The following is a 16501-nucleotide window of genomic DNA, read 5'->3' as shown; positions in this document are numbered from 1 at the left end:
CGTGGCGCTCACGGGCCGCGCGGGTCTGCTCGCGCTCATCGGGGTTCTCGTCGTCGGACTGCTCTTGCCGTCGTGGCAAGGGGTTCTCGTCGTGTTCGCGGTGCTGGTGGCGTGCGTGGCGATCGACCTGGTGCTCGCCGCGGGCGTCCGGAGGCTGACGTTCTCGCGCTCCGGGGCGGTGTCCGTGCGCACCGGCGAGTTGTGCGTGGTCGAGCTGACAGTGCACAACCCCGGACGTCGGTTGCGTGGCGTTCTTCGTGACGCATGGGCGCCTTCTGCCGGTGTGGTCGCCGACCGCGTCGCGGTGGAGGTGCCCGCCGGTGGATCGCGCACGTTCTCGTTCGAGCTGCGGCCCGTGCGTCGTGGCGATCGCACGGCTGACCGTGTGACTGTGCGTTCTCTCGGACCGTTGGGTGTCGCGGCACGGCAGGGCTCGCACGTCGTGCCGTGGACCGTGCGTGCGTTGCCGCCGTTCCACAGTCGTCGCCACCTGCCGCCGTTGCTGGAACGCCTGCGCGAACTGGACGGCCGCCGTGCTTCGTTGATCCGTGGCGCCGGCACGGAGTTCGACTCGCTGCGCGCGTACGTGATCGGTGACGACGTGCGGTCGATCGACTGGCGTGCCTCCGCACGGTCGTCGGACGTCGTGGTGCGCACGTGGCGCCCGGAGCGCGACCGCCAGGTGACGATCGTGCTCGACACCGCCCGCACGTCGGCGGGCCGCGTGCAGGGCGCTCTCGGTGGCCTGCCGCGCCTCGACACGTCGATGGACGCCGCGTTGCTGTTGTCCGCCTTGGCTTCGCACTCCCGCGACCAGGTGGACTTCGTCGCGTTCAGCCACAAGGTGCGCGCCTCGGTGCCGCGGGCGGCGCTGCCGGCCCTGGTGCAGGCGATGGCGCCGCTGGAGGCCGAGCTGGTGGAGTTCGACGCGCGTGCCGCCGTCGCCGAGGTGCTGCGCCGGGCCGGACGACGGTCGCTGGTGGTGTTGCTGACGTCGCTGGAGCCGTCGATCGAGCACGGTCTGCTGCCGCTGCTGCCTGCCCTGGCGTCGCGGCACCACCTGCTCATCGCCTCCGTGGCCGATCCGGCGGTGCACGCGATGGCGGCGGGCCGTGGTGACCTCGAAGCCGTTTACTCGGCTGCTGCTGCGGAACGCACTCTGGCCGAACGACGCCGTCTCACCACTTTGCTCGCACGGCACGGTGTCGACGTCGTGGACGCACTGCCGGACGACCTGCCGCGCGCTCTCGCGGATCGCTATCTCTCGTTGAAAGCGGCGGGAAAGCTCTAGACGGCCACCGGTGCGACGTCCTCGCGTTCGCTCGCGTCGACGTCGCCGGTCTCGCCCTGCCGCGCGGCCCGCCGCCCGATGACGAACACGTAGAGCAGGAACAGCACCTCGGCCACGACCCCGATGCCGACGCGCGCCCACGTCGGCAGCCCGGACGGTGTCACGAACCCTTCCAGCACACCGGACACGAGCAGCACCACCACGAGCCCGAGCGCCACCGCCACGACCGAACGGCCCTCCGCGGCGAGGGCCTGGGCGCGGGTGCGCCTGCCGGGATCGATCACCTGCCAGCCCAGCCGCATGCCGATCCCGGCCGCCACGAACACCGCCGTGAGCTCCAACAGCCCGTGCGGCGCCAACAGTCCGAGGAACAGCTCGCCGCGGCCCGCGCCGAACATCAACCCGATGCCGACGGCGACGTTCACCGCGTTGGTGAAGAGGAAGTAGATCGGCGGGATCGCGAACAACACGCCGAGCAACAGGCACGCGGCCGAGATCCAGGCGTTGTTGGTCCACACCTTCGCCGCGAACGACCCCGCGGGATCGCTGGAGTAGTACGACTCGTAGCTGCCGCCGGCCCTGGTCATCTCGCGGAGCTCGTCCGGTGCCGCGATCGTCGCCTGCACCTCGGGGCTGGAGGCGATCCAGGCCGCGATGATGCCCGTGACCAGGTAGAACGCGAGTCCGGCCGGGACCCACCAGCGCCAGCCGAGGTAGATGGCGGCGGGCAGCCGGTGGGTGAAGAAGCGCGTGAACACCCGCCACGCCGGCGTGTGCGTGCCCGTGAGCGCCGACCGGGCCTGCGCGACCAGCGACGACAACCGTTCCACCGTCGCCGGGTCCGGGGCCTGGCTGCGCACGACCGACAGGTGCGTCGTGACGCGCTGGTACAGCTCGACGAGCTCGTCGGCCTCGGCCCCGCTGAGCCGGCCGGTCCGCTTCACGAGCTGTTCGAGGCGCTGCCACGACGCGCGGTGACGCTCGATGAACACGTCCAGATCCACGATGAGTCACACTATCCGCGTGGGGGACCTCGTCACCGGTGAAGCCGTAGTTCTGGACCTGCGCGTCGCACAACTGGCCAGCAGGGCCGTCGCGTTCGCGTTCGACGTGGCCGTGCAGTTCGGGTTGCTCGTGCTCGTCTCGCTGCTCGTCCCGATCGGTTTCGACGACGCCCTGCAGACGGCTGTGGCCCTCGCCCTCGCGGTGCTGGTCCTCGTCGGCTACCCGGCGGCCGTCGAGTCGCTGACCCGCGGCCGCTCGCTGGGCAAGCTGGTGATGGGCCTGCGCGTGGTGCGCGACGACGGCGGTGCCATCCGCTTCCGCCACGCCCTGGTGCGCGCGCTCGGCGGCTTCTTCGTCGACTTCTGGGCCCTCGGCCTGGGCGGCGCCGTGGCCCTGTTCGTGTCGCTGTTCTCCCCGCAGGGCAAACGCGTCGGCGACTACCTCGCCGGCACGGTCGTGATCCACGTCCGCGTTCCGAAGCAGCAGGTCGAGCTCGCCACGATGCCGCCGCAGCTCGCGCCGTGGGCGTCCGGGCTGGACCTGTCGCAGCTGCCGGACGAGCTGGTGCTCGCGGTGCGGCAGTACCTGAGCCGGTACCGGGAGCTGAGCGAGCAGGCGCGGTGGGACCTGGGGTCGCGGCTGGCGGACGACGTGGGGACGGCGGTGCGGTCGCCCCGGCTGGAGCACACGCATCCGCACCCGTACCTGTCGGCGGTGCTGGCGGAACGGCGCCGGCGGGCGGAGGCCTAGCCCAGCCAGGCGTCCGGCGCCGGCCCCGGCGGGTTGAGCCGGCGCGCCGAGGGGACGTTCTCCTCGTCATCGGGGACGACCTCGACCAGGACCAGCACACCCGCGCGGGCGTCGCCGAGCCTGCGCAGTGCGGTCTCCATCGGCTCGCGGACCGGCCGCGGGTGCTGCTCCCCCACGATCGAGAACGGGGAGCCGGCGTCCGTTCGCCGCGCTGGCGCCTCGTGCGACCACGCCGGCAGCGCCGGTCCGAACGCGCGAACGGCCGAGGTCACCGCGTCCGCGAGGTCCGCTTCGGTCGGGATCACGGGGCATCGGACCACACCGCGGCGGCCGGTCAGGCGTTCGCCAGCCGCAGCCGTTCCTCCCCCTGCGCCCGCACCGCCTCCAGCGACACCGGCGGATCTCCGTGCAGGGCCTCCCACCGGGCGTTGTGCACGGCGGTCCACAGGCTCCCGGCCCACGCGATCTCCCACTCCTCGGCGGAGAACGACCGTCCGCGAGCCTGCTGGTAGGCCTCGATGAACGCCGCAGAGCCGGCGATCGGCGCCAGCGAGGGCGGGGAGGCGTTGGCGAACGCCCCGGCGGCCGCCCCGGCCAGCGCGGCCTCGGGCTGCCAGGCGAGGCTGTCCCAGTCGTGCACCGCCCACACCTCGCCGTCGCGCCACCGCAGGTTCTGCGCCTCGAAGTCGGCGTGCCCGAGGACGCGCGGCAGCGAGGTGGCGAGCAACCGCGCGCGCAGCCGCGTGGCGAACTCGACCACGAACGCGGGCACCGCGCTCTGGTCGCGCGCGTCCAGGAAGTCGACGGCCGGCCAGACCCCCGGATCCGAGTGGTCCCACCGGGCCCAGCGCGGCGCGGGCACCGGCGGTGGGACCCGCACCTCGGCCAGCAACGACGTCGACCGGGCGAACACGACCGCGTACCGCCGGGCGACGCCGGCGCCGGAACCGGGCAGCACCTCCCCGCCGGGCAGCGCTTCCTCGGCGTGCACGGCCATCCCGTCCACCACCGTCACCGGCGTGGCGGGGCGGGGGCAGGGAAATCCGCGCGACGCCAGGAACGCCTGCGCGGCGAGGCAGGAATGCGCCCGGCCGTCGTCCGGACGGACCTTCACGTAGACGGAGCGGCCGTCGGCCAGCAGCACCCCGTGCACCGACGAGATCGACTCCCGCTCGTAGAACACCGAGACCGGTGCGCTGCCCAGCTCGGCGGCGCACCAGGCGGCGATGTCCATCAGGCTCCCAGCAGCTCGGTCAGCAGCAGCGGGTTCATGTAGTCGTCGTAGCGGACGATCTCGCCGTCGCGCAAGTGGATGATCGCGACGGCGGTGAACGTGTAGTAGTCCTGCTTCACCTTCGACCAGCCCCGGTGGGTGATCTCGGCGACCACGACGTCCGGGTCGTCGGTGAGCCTCGTGACGGCCTCGGCGTGCTGGACCTCGATCTTCTCGCGGACGCGGGCGCCGCGCATGCGGTCGAAGTAGGCGCGGATCGCGTCGCGCCCCCGGATCTCCGGCTCCTGGAACGGTGCCGGGAAGCGGTACGCCATCACTCCGTCCTCGGTGAAGAGGTCCGCGAACGAGTCGTGCGTCTGCTCTCCCGCGACCTGGCGGCGGACGTGTTCCACGATCTGTGCCGGTGTGCGCTTCATCGCGTGCCCCTCGTAGAATCGGAACGGTGACCCCGGTTAAGACGATACGGAACGTGCGCCCCGGTTGGCAACGATGAGGGCGGACGCCGCGCGCAACCGCGAGAAGGTGTTGCAGGCGGCGCGGGAGCTCTTCGCCGCCGAGGGCTTCGACGTGCCGCTGGACGAGATCGCGGCCCGGGCCGGCGTGGGACCGGGGACGGTCTACCGGCACTTCCCCACGAAGCAGGCGCTGTTCCAGGCCGTCACGGAGGTGCGCGTCGCGGCCATGATCGGGACCGCGGAGCAGGCCTCGGACGACGCCGGCGCGGACCTGACCGCGTTCCTCACGAGGATGGCGGACGAGGCGGCGGCCAAGCGGGACATGTCCGACGCCATCGCGGTGCCGTCAGAGCTGCGCGACCGCCTGCACGCCGCGCTCGGCACGCTGCTGCGGCGAGCGCAGGAGTCCGGCCAGGTGCGCACCGACGTCACGACCGGGGACCTGGTCGCGTTGATGAAGGGGATGCTCCAGAGCATGCACGAAGGCGCGAACCCCGCGGTGCTGCTGCGGGTCGTGCTGGCCGGGCTTCAGTCGAGCCGGAAGCCGTAGGGCAGTTCGAGGCGGTGGCGGGCGAGCAACGCGGTGTCGGCGAGGATCTCGCGCGTCGGGCCGTCCGCCACGACCACGCCGTCGTCGATCAGCACGCTGCGGGGGCAGACCTGCAGCGCGAACGGCAGGTCGTGCGTGACCACGAGCATGGTGGGCGCCAGCGAGAGCAGCAGTTCGGCCAATTCCCTGCGCGCCACCGGTTCGAGGTTCGCCGACGGCTCGTCCAGCACCAGGATCTCGGGTGAGCAGGCGAGCACCGACGCCAGCGCGACGCGGCGGCGCTGGCCTCCGGAGAGGTGCAGCGGTGAGCGGCCGGCGACCGACTCCATGCCGACCGCCCGCAACGCCTCCAGCACCCGGGCGTCCACATCGGACATGCCGAAGTTGCGCGGGCCGAAAGCGACGTCCTCGGCGACCGTGGGGCTGAAGAGCTGGTCGTCCGGGTCCTGGAACACGAGGCCGACGCGGCGGCGGACCTCGCGGAGGTTCTTCTTCGACACCTCGAGTCCCGCGACCGAGACCGTGCCCGCGCCGCCGGAGAGAACTCCGTTGAGGTGCAACGCGAACGTGGTCTTGCCGGCTCCGTTCGGGCCGAGCACCGCGACGCGCTCGCCGCGCTCGACGCGCAGGTCGACGCCGAACAACGCCTGGTGCCCGTCGGGGTAGGCGAACGCGAGCCCGGAGACCTCCAGCGCGGCAGCGGCGGGGGTCTCCGGCACGAACGCCACCGAGCCCCCGGGACTGCCCGTCCAGCCGCGCGACACCATCGCCAGGTGCACCCTCTCTCCGCGTTCGTAGGACCGGATGAACAACGTGCCGACGGAGCGCGCCATCGCGCCCGCCTGCCACAGGAACCGCGGGTCGTCGCCGCGGGAGATGCGGGCGACGCGCATGCGCCTGGCCTCCCCGACGACGACTTCGCCGTAGCGGAGCATCAGCGTGGCGATCATGATCAGCGGTGCCGGCACCCGCAAGGTCTGCAGGCCGCGCAACAACTCCCCCGGCGCCGTCGTGGCGGCCAGGGTCAGGCTGATCAGAACGCCCAGGGTGCCCTTGGCGAGGATGTTCCAGCCCGCCAGCGAGCCCTCCACCGACACCGAGAGCCCCAGGAAGTCGGTGCGCGGGTCCGTGCCGAAGATCGGCAGCAGGAACGCGAGCACCACGAACGGCACCTCGATCACCGCGCGCTTCACGAACCACAGCGCGGGAACCCGGGCGACGCCCCACACCGCGACGATCACCAGCAGGTAGAGGCCGAACAGCGGGAACAGCGCGCGCGGGGTCGCCACGACGCCCAGCACCGCCCCGAACGCCACGAGGATCTTCACGTGGGGCGCGAGGCGGTGCACCGGCGAGTCGCCGGCGTGGTGCAGGACGTCGTGGGCGCCGCTCATCGTGCGCCGGACTTCTTGCGCAGCACCCAGAACAGGCCGAACGAGAGGGCCAGCACGACGACCACGCCGAGCACGCCCGCGAGACCGGTGAACCTGTCGTCGCCACCGAGCGCGTAGTCGGCGAACGTGCCGCCGGCGAACGGGTGCTCCCGCGCGTGCTCGGCGATGCCGGTGTCCTCGACGGTCTTGTCGAGGCCGTCCGGGTCGCCGGACGCGAAGTACGACAGCACCCCGGCGATCAGCAGCGAGACGAACGCGAACCCGATGGAGAACTTCTTCACGACCGCACCTCCAGCGGCTTGCGGGTGCCCTTCAGCAGGAAGACGAGGTCGGGGCGGATCGAGGCGACCGACGTGACGGTGGCCGCGGTGATCAGGCCCTCGCCGATGCCGATCAGCGCGTGCAGGCCCCACATCAGCAGCGCGACCTTGCCGATCTCCACGCCGCCGGCGCCGCCGATCGCGTACTCGACGACGAAGCCCGTCGCGGCGAGCAGCGTGTTGACGAACGCCGAGACGAAGGCGACGGCCGCGAGACCGCCCTTGCCCTTTCGGGCGAACTTCCGCAGCGCCACGGCGACGAGGAACCCGGCCGCCGTGCCGATCAGCGCCATGTTCGTGACGTTGGCCCCCAACGCGGTCAGACCACCGTCCGCGAACAGCAGGGCCTGCACCACGAGCACGATCGTCACGCACAGCGCGCCGACGTACGGGCCGACCAGGATCGCCGCGAGGGCTCCGCCGAGCAGGTGGCCGGAGGCGCCGGGGAGGATCGGGAAGTTGATCATCTGGACGGCGAAGATGAACGTGGCCACCAGGGCCGCCATCGGCGCCGTGCGGTCGTCGAGGTCCGCACGTGCCTTGACCAACGCGAACCCGACACCGAGTGCCGCGATGACGAGGAAGGCGACCGAGACCGGCGCGTTCAGCAGACCGTCGCTCATGTGCATGGCAACAGGTGACATGGGTGCTGACGCTAATTGCCCGACCTCGGCTGTGGCTAGAACTGTGCAACAACTATCTGCGGGCAACAGCGCGTCAGTCGTCACAGCGCCGCTAGTCCTCGGATGACTTCTGCGGTTAGATCCGTTCCGCCGCCGCCACGGCACGGAGGGACGAACAGTGGCAGAGCTGTCGCGTAGAACCTTTCTGCACGCAACAGGCGCGGTCGTAGGAGCTTCCGGACTGGTCGGGGGCACCGCGGTCGCAGCGCCGACGATCCCCGATACATCGGGTCACAGCGTGCACCGGGACGTCGTTCGCGACGCTCGCGTGGAATGGAGGCGGCTGCCGACGAATTGGGGCGATAGTCCCTTTCTGGCCAACGGCTTCCTGGGCGTCCAGGTCTACCGGGGCCGTACCGCGGACGAGCTGAAGCTGATGCTCAGCCACTCCGAGGTCCAGGACCAGCGGGCGCACTGGGAGGCGGCGGTCGGGCTGTCGCGGCTGCCGATCGGCTACCTGACCCTGAAGTTCGCCGGCGCGATCACGGCCGTCGACTGGACGCTCGACCTGTGGAACGCCGAGCTGACGGGCTCGGTGACGACCACGCAGGGCAGCGCCACGTTCACGATGCTCGTGCACAACTCGCGCAGCACGTTCCTCGCCTCGGTCCGAGGGGACGTGACCTGGGGTTTCCAGCCGCTGGAGTCGTCGACCACCCGGCAGGTCCGCAGGCCGGCCGACTACACGGCCAACCCCGCGCCGACCCTCGGCACGGCCAACGGCGTCTCCTATGCCGCACAACCGCTGCTCGCGGGCGGTGGCTACACAACGGCCTGGAACACCCGCAACGGCCGTTTAGCGGCTCACATCGCGTACACACACCCTGCGGACACGCACACGTCTGACGCGATCCGCGAGGTGCGCACGGCGCTGGCGATCCCGTTCGAGGTCCTGGCGCTGCAGCACCGCCGCTGGTGGAACGCCTACTACTCGAAGTCGCTGGTGTCGGTGCCGGACAAGCTCGTGCAGCGCTTCTACTGGCTGCAGCTCTACAAGATGGCCGCCGCCACCCGTGCCGACGCGCCCGTCATCTCCGAGTGGGGCCCGTGGTTCCCCGAGCAGGGCAACAGCTGGACGGCCGTGTGGTGGAACCTCAACGTCCAGGTCTCGTACCCGCTGGTCAACGGCTCGAACCACCACGAGCTGGACGCCGTGACGACGACGCTCAAGCGGTTCGAGCACAACCTCGAGTCGAACGTGAACCCCGCCTACCGCGACGGGAACTCGTACGCGATCTGCCACCCCGGCGACCGCACGCTGCGCTCCGGTCCGCGCTACTGCGGCGTTCCCGGCGTCGCGCCGAACGACCACACGGGCAACCTCCTGTGGGCCTGCCACAACGTCTGGCTCGGCTACCGGCACACGATGGACCGCAGGATCGTCAGGGACGTCCTGTTCCCCGTCCTGACGAAGGCGGTCAACTACTACGCCCGTTTCCTCGTCGAGGGCACCGACGGCAAGCTCCACCTGCCGGAGACGCGCTCACCGGAGTACGCGAACAGCGTCGACGCGACCTACGACCTGTCGCTGATCCGCTGGGGCGTGAAGACGCTGCTGTCCATCGAGGAGAACCCGCGCTGGCGTGACGTGCTGACCCGCCTGACGCCCTACTGGCAGGACGCGAGCGGCGTCCGGATCGGCAGGGACAAGGCGCTGGAGGACTCGCACCGCCACTTCTCGCACCTGCTGTGGTTCTACCCGTTGCGGGAGCTCACGTGGGACATGCCGGAGCACCGAGCGCTCATCGCGCGGACGGTCGGCCTCTGGACCTCCCGCCGTGAGGCGTGGGCCGGTTACAGCTACGGAGCCGCCTCCGCGATGTACTCGGCGATGGGCCGCCCGGCGGACGCGCTGTCGTTCCTGCGCCACTTCCTCGAGCGCAAGCAGGTCGGTTCGAACGCCGTGCTGACCGAGAACACCTTCTACCGCGAGGGCGGCAACCTCGCCATCGAGTCACCGCTCATGGCCGCCCAGGCCGTGCTGGAGATGATGGTCCAGTCGCACAACGACGTCGTGCGCGTCTTCCCCTCCGTTTCGTCCACTTGGGCCGATGCGTCCATCTCGTCGTTGCGCACGCAAGGTGCTTTCCTCGTGGACGCTTCGCGCTCCGGTGGCCGCACCGACTGGGTGAGGGTGCACTCGGAGGCGGGCGCGCCTTTGGTGCTGGAGCACGGGATCACGGGTGACGTCGACGTCCGCGACGCGCGCGGCCGCCGCCTGGAGCACCGCACTCGCGGCACTGCCGTCGAAATCCCCCTTCGACGAGGTCAGAGCGCCATCATCGCGCGCCGCGGCACACGGCCCGAGGTCTCGGCGCGTGATGTGGAAGCCAACGGCTCGTCTTCGCGCTGGGGTCTGCCGTAACGTCCAAATTCGAACATTCGGACGTGTGCGTGAACGGGTGGGGTGTGCGGTGGATCTTCAGCACTGGCTCAACGAGGCGCTGGCCAACCACGAGAAGTGGACCGCCGAGTACGGCGCCTTCACACCCCACTCGTCGCTGCACGTCGACCCGGCCGTCTTCGGCTCGGCGCTGGCCGAGCTGCAGGACCGCCTGCGCGACAACTACCCGTTCTTCCACCCGCGCTACGCGGGCCAGATGCTCAAACCCCCGCACCCCGCGGCGGTGGTCGGCTACCTCTCCGCGATGCTGATCAACCCGAACAACCACGCCCTCGACGGCGGCCCCGCCACCGCGGCGATGGAACGCGAGGTCGTCGAGTCCCTGGCGACCATGTTCGGCTATGACGAAGGCCACCTCGGCCACCTCACCTCCAGCGGCACGATCGCGAACCTCGAAGCCCTCTTCGTGGCGCGCTCGCTGCACCCGGCTCGTGGCGTCGCCTACTCCTCCGAGGCGCACTACACGCACTCACGCATGTGCGGCGTCCTCGGCATCGAGGGCCACCCGGTCCCCGTGGACGACCGCGGCCGCATGGACCTGGACGCCCTGGAAGACCTCCTGCGCACCGGCAAGGTCGGCACGGTCGTGGTCACCCCGGGAACCACCGCTTTGGGTGCCGTCGAACCGGTGCACCTCGTGCTGGACGTAGCACGCCGCTACGACGCACGGGTGCACGTGGACGGGGCGTACGGAGGCTTCTTCACCCTCCTGGCAGGCACAGACCTGGCACCGGAACCGTGGGAGGCCATCGCGGAGTGCGACTCGGTGGTGGTGGACCCGCACAAGCACGGCCTGCAGCCCTACGGCTGTGGCGCGGTCCTGTTCCGCGACTCCTCCGTAGGCCGCTTCTACCTGCACGACTCCCCGTACACGTACTTCACGTCCGACGAGATGCACCTGGGCGAGATCAGCCTGGAATGCTCCCGGGCGGGCGCCGCCGCTGCGGGTCTCTGGCTGACCCTGCGCCTGCTCCCCCTGACCCGCGACGGCCTGGGCGAAGTCCTGGCGGCGGGCCGGCGGGCAGCCGTGCGCTGGGCGTCGGCGATCCACGAGTCCGACGCCCTGGAGCTGTACCAGGAACCCGAACTGGACATCGTCACGTACTTCCCGCGCACCACCCCGCTGAGCCTCTCCGCGGTGGACGCCGCCTCGCACCGCGTCATGGAGACCGGCATGAACGCCCCGCTCGACCCGGTCTTCCTGAGCGTGACGCGCGCCTCGAAGGAGGCGTTCGCGGCCCGCCACCCCGAGGTGACCGCCGACGCGGACGGCGCACGGGTGCTGCGCAGCGTGCTGATGAAGCCGGAGTCCGAGGACTACCTCGACACGCTGCACGCGCGGGTGCTCAGCCTGCTCTGACGGCGAGCCGTCCGACGATACGGCTCTGATCAGCGGTGATGGCGCAACCACGACGACGATTGGGGCTTGACCTCGGGTGCGGTCGCGAAGCGGCGATGAAGCGAGCACGCGCGATGCAGGACCCCAGGCGATCATTCGGCAAGGGTGACGTCGCCGCAGCAGGCGACCCCTCCGCCAGAACAGCACCCGGCCACCCCGAGCCGGCCAGCACCCGCATCCCGCTGCGGACGCCTCCCCGGAGTCACCGCAGCTGCCCCGGAGCCCCACCCCAGGCTCCGGACCAACGCCGAACTGGGCGACTCACCCCCGGTGAGTCGCCCGCGAACGGTGCGCCGATCAGCCGTGCTTGGCCCGCCGCCCGGACCGCCGAGGCGGCAGCGGCGTGTCGCCGCGCAGGTCCAGCCGCCGCTGCTCGCCGTTGGCCTCCAGGTGCGTGACCATCCGGCGCAGCATCTCGGCCAGCGACTGGGCCTCGGACGACTCCAGCGGGTCGCTGACGAAGACCTCTTCCTCGTTGAACTTGGGGAAGAGGTCGGCCATCAGCTCCTCACCCTCGGGGGTGAGCCGCAGGACCGCGAGCCGCCCGTCGGTCGGGTGGCCGAGGCGTTCCAGCAGGCCCCGCGACTGCAGCGTCTTCGCGACGCCCGTCAGGGTGCCCTTGGAGATCCCCGCCTCCTCGGCGACGTAGCGCGTCTCCATCTCGCCCCAGATCCACACGACCCAGAGCACGACGAAGCCGGTCCAGGTCAGATCGCTGGTGCGCAGCACCGAGTTCTCGAGGTGCTGCCGGATCGCGGTCGCGGCGCGGTGGATGTTCGACACCGCCGCCATCTGCTCGCGATGCAGCGGCACCGCACCGAGTTTGGCCTGGACGGCTTTCTCGGTCTCGGCAATCGTGTGGTGACCAGACAACTCAAAGTCTCCCGTGCTCGAGCTCAGGTGTTCCCGGCACAATACTTGCGGTTCCGAACTATGTCTGTGGTGTGGTGCGAGTCGGTCCGCAACCGCTTTGATCACGATCCCACATCGTGCATGATCTCGTGACGGTCGTCACCCGTCCAGTTACGGACTGTTGCCCCGTGGTGGACGATGAGTGCGGAGCACCGACTGGTCTTTGCTCCACGGACGGGTCGATAGCGTTTGTTCCTCAACGTTATCCCCTCCGCGCCAGCGACACACTGTGCCGGAAAGGTAGTTCGACGTGGTCGGTGAACAGGTGACACGGGAACTCGCGGCAAGACTCGGCGAGGACGGGATCGACGTGGTGCGCGTCGTCTTCCCCGACCTGCTCGGCACCGACCGGGGCCGTGACGTCCTGGTAGAGCACCTACCTGCGGTTGTGCACCGCGGGCTGTCGTTCTGCCGGGCCGTGTACAGCACGACTCCGGGCGGCAAGACCACGGAGAACGGGGGTGTGCTCGACGCCGGGCTGCCCGACGTGACCGTGGTCCCGGACCTCGACACGCTCCTCCCGATCCCCTGGGAGCCGGGGGTGGCGTGGTGCATCGGCGACGCCGTGAGCCCCGCGGACGAAAGACCTGTGGACGAATCGCCCCGGCAGGTGTTGCGCAGGGCCTTGGAAATATTCGAGACCACCGGACTGCACCCGGTGGTCGGCCCCGAGTTGGAATATTTTCTCTGCGAACCCGATGAAGATCGCCCGAACGGGTGGCGGCCCTACTGCGACGCGCCGGGCAACGTGTACGCGACCGGCCGCCGGGGTGATTCCGACGGTCATCTGTTGAGAACTCTTCGGACGCTCAGCAGCGCCGGCCTCCAGACGACCGGCGGGAACCACGAGTACGCGGGCGGGCAGTTCGAGATCAACCTCGTCCATTCCTCCGCCATGGACGCGGCCGACCGCGCGTTCCGGTTCAAGACGAGCGTCAAGGAACTGGCCAGGCGGGAAGGCCGGATGGCGACGTTCATGGCCAAGCCGTTCAACGACGGCGGCGGCAGCGGCTTCCACCTGCACCTGTCCTGCCACGAGGCGGACGGCCGCAACGCGTTCCAGGCGCCGGGCACCGCGAGCGGCCCGTCGGAGGAGGCGCGCTGGGCGATCGGCGGCATCCTCAAGCACGCCCCGGCGCTGGCCGCGCTGCTCAACCCCACGGTCAACTCGTACAAGCGGTTCGGGCCGGACTCGCTCGCGCCCTGGCTGATCGACTGGGGCCTCGACAACCGCAGCGCGATGCTGCGGGTGCCGGCGGAGCGCGGCGACACGACCCGGCTGGAGCTGCGGCTCGGCGACGCGAGCGCGAACCCCTACCTCGGCATCGCCGGCCTCATCGCGGCCACCTACCTGGGCATTCGCGACCGGATCGAGCCGCCGCGGCCGTCGGCGGGCTACGGCTACGACCCGTCGAAGGCACCGACGCTGCCCGCCACCCTGCCCGACGCGCTGGCCTACCTGGAGGAGGACACGGCCATGGTCGAGGTGCTGGGCAAGGACTTCGTGCGGTCCTATGTGGACTTCAAGTGGGAGGAGGTGGCCCGGTTCCAGCGGTTCGTGACCGACTGGGAGTTCACCGAATACGCGTACCACCTATAGTTCACCTGCGATGACTGCACTCACGGACCGGCTCACCTCGATCGCCGACGAAGACGAACTGTTCGACGCCTTCTCCCACTGGGCGACCGAGCGCGGCCTCGCGCTGTACCCGGCGCAGGAGGAGGCGGTCATCGAGCTCGTCTCGGGGGCCAACGTCATCCTCAGCACCCCCACGGGGTCCGGCAAGAGCCTGGTGGCCATCGGGGCCCACCTCGTCGCGATGGCGGGCAACCAGCGCAGCTTCTACACCGCGCCGATCAAGGCCCTGGTCTCGGAGAAGTTCTTCGCCCTGTGCGAGGTGTTCGGGCCGGAGAACGTCGGCATGATGACCGGCGACGCCTCGGTGAACGACCAGGCGCCCATCATCTGCTGCACCGCGGAGATCCTCGCGAACATCGCGCTGCGCGACGGCGCGGAGGCCGACGTCGGCCAGGTCGTGATGGACGAGTTCCACTTCTACAGCGAGCCCGACCGCGGCTGGGCCTGGCAGGTGCCGATCGTCGAGCTGCCGCAGGCGCAGTTCCTGCTGATGTCGGCGACGCTCGGCGACGTCGCGTTCTTCGAGAAGGACCTGACGCGGCGCACCGGCAGGCCGACGGCGGTGGTCCGGTCGGCGCAACGGCCGGTGCCGCTCAACTTCCAGTACGTCACCACGCCGTTGCACGAGACGATCGAAGACCTGCTCCACGGCCGCGAGGCGCCGATCTACGTCGTGCACTTCACACAGGCCGCCGCGCTGGAGCGCGCGCAGTCGCTGATGAGCGTCAACGTCGCCACGAAGGCGGAGAAGGAGCAGATCGCCTCGACGATCGGCAACTTCCGCTTCTCCTCCGGCTTCGGCAAGACGCTGTCGCGGCTGGTCCGGCACGGCATCGGCGTGCACCACGCCGGCATGCTGCCGAAGTACCGCCGCCTGGTCGAACAGCTCGCCCAGGCAGGCCTGCTCAAGGTCATCTGCGGCACGGACACCCTCGGCGTCGGCATCAACGTGCCGATCCGCACGGTCGTCTTCACGGCGTTGTCGAAGTACGACGGCCAGCGCACCCGCATCCTCAAGGCCCGCGAGTTCCACCAGATCGCCGGGCGGGCGGGTCGCGCGGGCTACGACACCGTCGGCACGGTCGTCGTGCAGGCGCCCGAGCACGAGGTCGAGAACATCAAGGCGCTGGCGAAGGCGGGCGACGACCCGAAGAAGCGCCGCAAGGTCGTCCGCAAGAAGGCCCCGGACGGGTTCGTGTCGTGGAGCGAGTCGACGTTCGAACGGCTCGTCGGCGCCGAACCGGAGCCGCTGACGTCGTCGTTCCAGGTCTCGCACGCCATGCTGCTCAACGTGATCGGCCGCCCCGGCGGCGGCGCGTTCCAGGCGATGCGGCACCTGCTCGAGGACAACCACGAGGACCGCCCGAAGCAGCTCAGGCACATCCGCCGCGCGCTCGCGATGTACCGGGCGCTGGTGGCGGCGGGTGTCGTGGAGCGCGACGGCGACGACTTCCGCCTGACCGTCGACCTGCAGTTCAACTTCGCGCTGAACCAGCCGCTCTCCCCGTTCGCACTGGCCGCGATCGAGCTGCTCGACCGCGAGGCGCCCGGTTACGCGCTGGACGTGCTGTCGGTGATCGAGTCCACTTTGGACGACCCGCGGCAGATCCTGGGCGCGCAGGAGCACAAGGCCCGCGGCGAGGCGATCGGCGCGATGAAGGCCGACGGCATCGAGTACGACCAGCGCATGGAGCTGCTGGACGAGGTCACGTACCCGAAGCCGCTCGCCGAGCTGCTCGACGCCGCGTTCCTGACCTACCGCCGCGGCCACCCGTGGGTCGGCGACTACTCGCTGTCCCCCAAGGCCGTCGTGCGCGACATGTACGAGCGCGCGATGACGTTCACGGAGTACGTGTCGTTCTACGGCCTCGCACGCTCCGAGGGCCTCGTCCTGCGGTACCTGGCCGACGCCTACAAGGCGCTGTCGCAGACGGTGCCGGAGGAGGCGAAGACCGAGGAGCTGCAGGACCTGATCTCGTGGCTCGGCGAGCTGGTCCGCCAGGTCGACTCGTCGCTGATCGACGAGTGGGAGAAGCTCACGAACCCCGGAGACGACGCGGTCCCGGCCGAGGTCCGGGTCGACCTGCCGCCGGCCGTGACCCGCAACGTCCGCGCGTTCCGCGTGCTCGTCCGCAACGCCCTGTTCCGCCGCGTCGAGCTGGCCGCCCGGCGCGACTGGTACTCCCTGGGCGAGCTCGACCACGAGTCGGGCTGGACGGCCAAGGAGTGGATGGACGCGCTGGAGCCCTACTTCGAGGAGCACTCGGACATCGGCGCGGGCCCGAACGCGCGCGGCCCGGCGTTCCTGATCATCAACGTTGAGCCCGAGCGCTGGGTGTGCCGGCAGATCTTCGAGGACCCGGCCGGGGACAAGGACTGGGGTTTCAACGCCGAGGTCGACCTGGCGGCGTCGGACGAGCTCGGCGAGGCGGTCGTGGTCGTCACGGACGTCGGCCGCCTCTGAC

General features: G+C 70.5%; 15 protein-coding genes and 1 pseudogene. 7 read left to right on the top strand and 9 right to left on the bottom strand.

Annotation, left to right across the window (positions count from 1 at the left end):
• Window position 1: 1 nt before the first annotated feature.
• The gene (locus L6E10_RS13895; protein WP_236219922.1) at window positions 2-1291 is read left to right on the top strand and encodes a DUF58 domain-containing protein; all 1290 of its coding nucleotides are present in this window, start codon (window positions 2-4) and stop codon (window positions 1289-1291) included.
• On the opposite strand, the gene L6E10_RS13890 is transcribed toward L6E10_RS13895, so the two are convergent.
• The gene (locus tag L6E10_RS13890) at window positions 1288-2295 is read right to left on the bottom strand and encodes a stage II sporulation protein M (RefSeq protein ID WP_236219921.1); all 1008 of its coding nucleotides are present in this window, start codon (window positions 2293-2295) and stop codon (window positions 1288-1290) included. The two genes, L6E10_RS13895 and L6E10_RS13890, sit on opposite strands and share 4 nt — an antisense overlap.
• 19 nt (window positions 2296-2314) lie before the next feature.
• Between L6E10_RS13890 and L6E10_RS13885 the strand changes: the two genes are divergently transcribed.
• A complete protein-coding gene (locus tag L6E10_RS13885; protein ID WP_236219920.1) occupies window positions 2315-3046 on the top strand; it encodes an RDD family protein in 732 nt (243 codons plus the stop codon).
• On the opposite strand, the gene L6E10_RS13880 is transcribed toward L6E10_RS13885, so the two are convergent.
• The 3 genes from L6E10_RS13880 to L6E10_RS13870 are packed head-to-tail and all read right to left on the bottom strand — an operon-like array spanning window position 3043 to window position 4696.
• Window positions 3043-3351 (bottom strand): DUF4303 domain-containing protein, encoded by a 309-nt coding sequence (locus L6E10_RS13880; protein ID WP_236219919.1) that lies wholly within the window; start codon window positions 3349-3351, stop codon window positions 3043-3045. The genes L6E10_RS13885 and L6E10_RS13880 overlap by 4 nt on opposite strands.
• Before the next feature lie 29 nt (window positions 3352-3380).
• The gene (locus L6E10_RS13875; RefSeq protein WP_236219918.1) at window positions 3381-4280 is read right to left on the bottom strand and encodes a phosphotransferase; all 900 of its coding nucleotides are present in this window, start codon (window positions 4278-4280) and stop codon (window positions 3381-3383) included.
• Entirely contained in the window at window positions 4280-4696 is a 417-nt protein-coding gene (locus L6E10_RS13870) for a nuclear transport factor 2 family protein (protein WP_236219917.1), read from the bottom strand. Before L6E10_RS13870 ends, L6E10_RS13875 begins: the two co-directional genes overlap by 1 nt.
• A 73-nt stretch (window positions 4697-4769) precedes the next feature.
• On the opposite strand from L6E10_RS13870, the gene L6E10_RS13865 reads away from it, so the two are divergent.
• On the top strand, window positions 4770-5285 hold the full coding sequence (locus L6E10_RS13865; RefSeq protein WP_236219916.1) for a TetR/AcrR family transcriptional regulator: 516 nt from the start codon (window positions 4770-4772) through the stop codon (window positions 5283-5285).
• Here L6E10_RS13865 and L6E10_RS13860 read toward each other — a convergent pair.
• From L6E10_RS13860 to L6E10_RS13845, 4 genes and pseudogenes are all read right to left on the bottom strand, one after another.
• Window positions 5264-6052 carry an energy-coupling factor ABC transporter ATP-binding protein gene (locus tag L6E10_RS13860; RefSeq protein ID WP_236220122.1) on the bottom strand — a complete coding sequence of 263 codons (789 nt, stop codon included), beginning with the start codon at window positions 6050-6052 and terminating at the stop codon, window positions 5264-5266. The two genes, L6E10_RS13865 and L6E10_RS13860, sit on opposite strands and share 22 nt — an antisense overlap.
• Window positions 6041-6679 (bottom strand): annotated as a pseudogene (cbiQ, locus tag L6E10_RS13855) (cobalt ECF transporter T component CbiQ); the annotation flags it as partial. The gene L6E10_RS13860 and the pseudogene cbiQ, both read right to left, overlap by 12 nt.
• Window positions 6676-6960 carry a PDGLE domain-containing protein gene (locus L6E10_RS13850; protein WP_236219915.1) on the bottom strand — a complete coding sequence of 95 codons (285 nt, stop codon included), beginning with the start codon at window positions 6958-6960 and terminating at the stop codon, window positions 6676-6678. The pseudogene cbiQ and the gene L6E10_RS13850, both read right to left, overlap by 4 nt.
• Entirely contained in the window at window positions 6957-7643 is a 687-nt protein-coding gene (locus L6E10_RS13845; RefSeq protein WP_236219914.1) for an energy-coupling factor ABC transporter permease, read from the bottom strand. Before L6E10_RS13845 ends, L6E10_RS13850 begins: the two co-directional genes overlap by 4 nt.
• 307 nt (window positions 7644-7950) lie before the next feature.
• Between L6E10_RS13845 and L6E10_RS13840 the strand changes: the two genes are divergently transcribed.
• Both L6E10_RS13840 and L6E10_RS13835 read left to right on the top strand, forming a co-directional pair.
• Complete coding sequence (locus L6E10_RS13840; protein WP_236219913.1) at window positions 7951-10047, top strand: glycoside hydrolase family 95-like protein; 2097 nt, start codon at window positions 7951-7953, stop codon at window positions 10045-10047.
• A gap of 49 nt (window positions 10048-10096) precedes the next feature.
• A complete protein-coding gene (locus L6E10_RS13835; RefSeq protein WP_236219912.1) occupies window positions 10097-11446 on the top strand; it encodes an aminotransferase class V-fold PLP-dependent enzyme in 1350 nt (449 codons plus the stop codon).
• A gap of 336 nt (window positions 11447-11782) precedes the next feature.
• Here the strand turns inward: L6E10_RS13835 and L6E10_RS13830 are convergent, their stop codons facing one another.
• Window positions 11783-12298 carry a MarR family winged helix-turn-helix transcriptional regulator gene (locus L6E10_RS13830; protein WP_236219911.1) on the bottom strand — a complete coding sequence of 172 codons (516 nt, stop codon included), beginning with the start codon at window positions 12296-12298 and terminating at the stop codon, window positions 11783-11785.
• A gap of 364 nt (window positions 12299-12662) precedes the next feature.
• Here L6E10_RS13830 and L6E10_RS13825 point away from each other — a divergent pair, with 364 nt between their 5' ends.
• Both L6E10_RS13825 and L6E10_RS13820 read left to right on the top strand, forming a co-directional pair.
• Window positions 12663-13997, top strand: a complete 1335-nt coding sequence (locus tag L6E10_RS13825) for a glutamine synthetase family protein (RefSeq protein ID WP_236219910.1) — start codon at window positions 12663-12665, stop codon at window positions 13995-13997.
• A gap of 10 nt (window positions 13998-14007) precedes the next feature.
• A complete protein-coding gene (locus L6E10_RS13820; RefSeq protein WP_236219909.1) occupies window positions 14008-16500 on the top strand; it encodes an RNA helicase in 2493 nt (830 codons plus the stop codon).
• Window position 16501: the final 1 nt, after the last annotated feature.

Source organism: Lentzea sp. CC55 (assembly GCF_021056325.1).
Lineage (GTDB): Bacteria > Actinomycetota > Actinomycetes > Mycobacteriales > Pseudonocardiaceae > Lentzea > Lentzea jiangxiensis.
The sequence above is the reverse complement of the archived record's forward strand: the minus strand, read 5'-3'. Positions and strand labels throughout refer to the sequence as shown.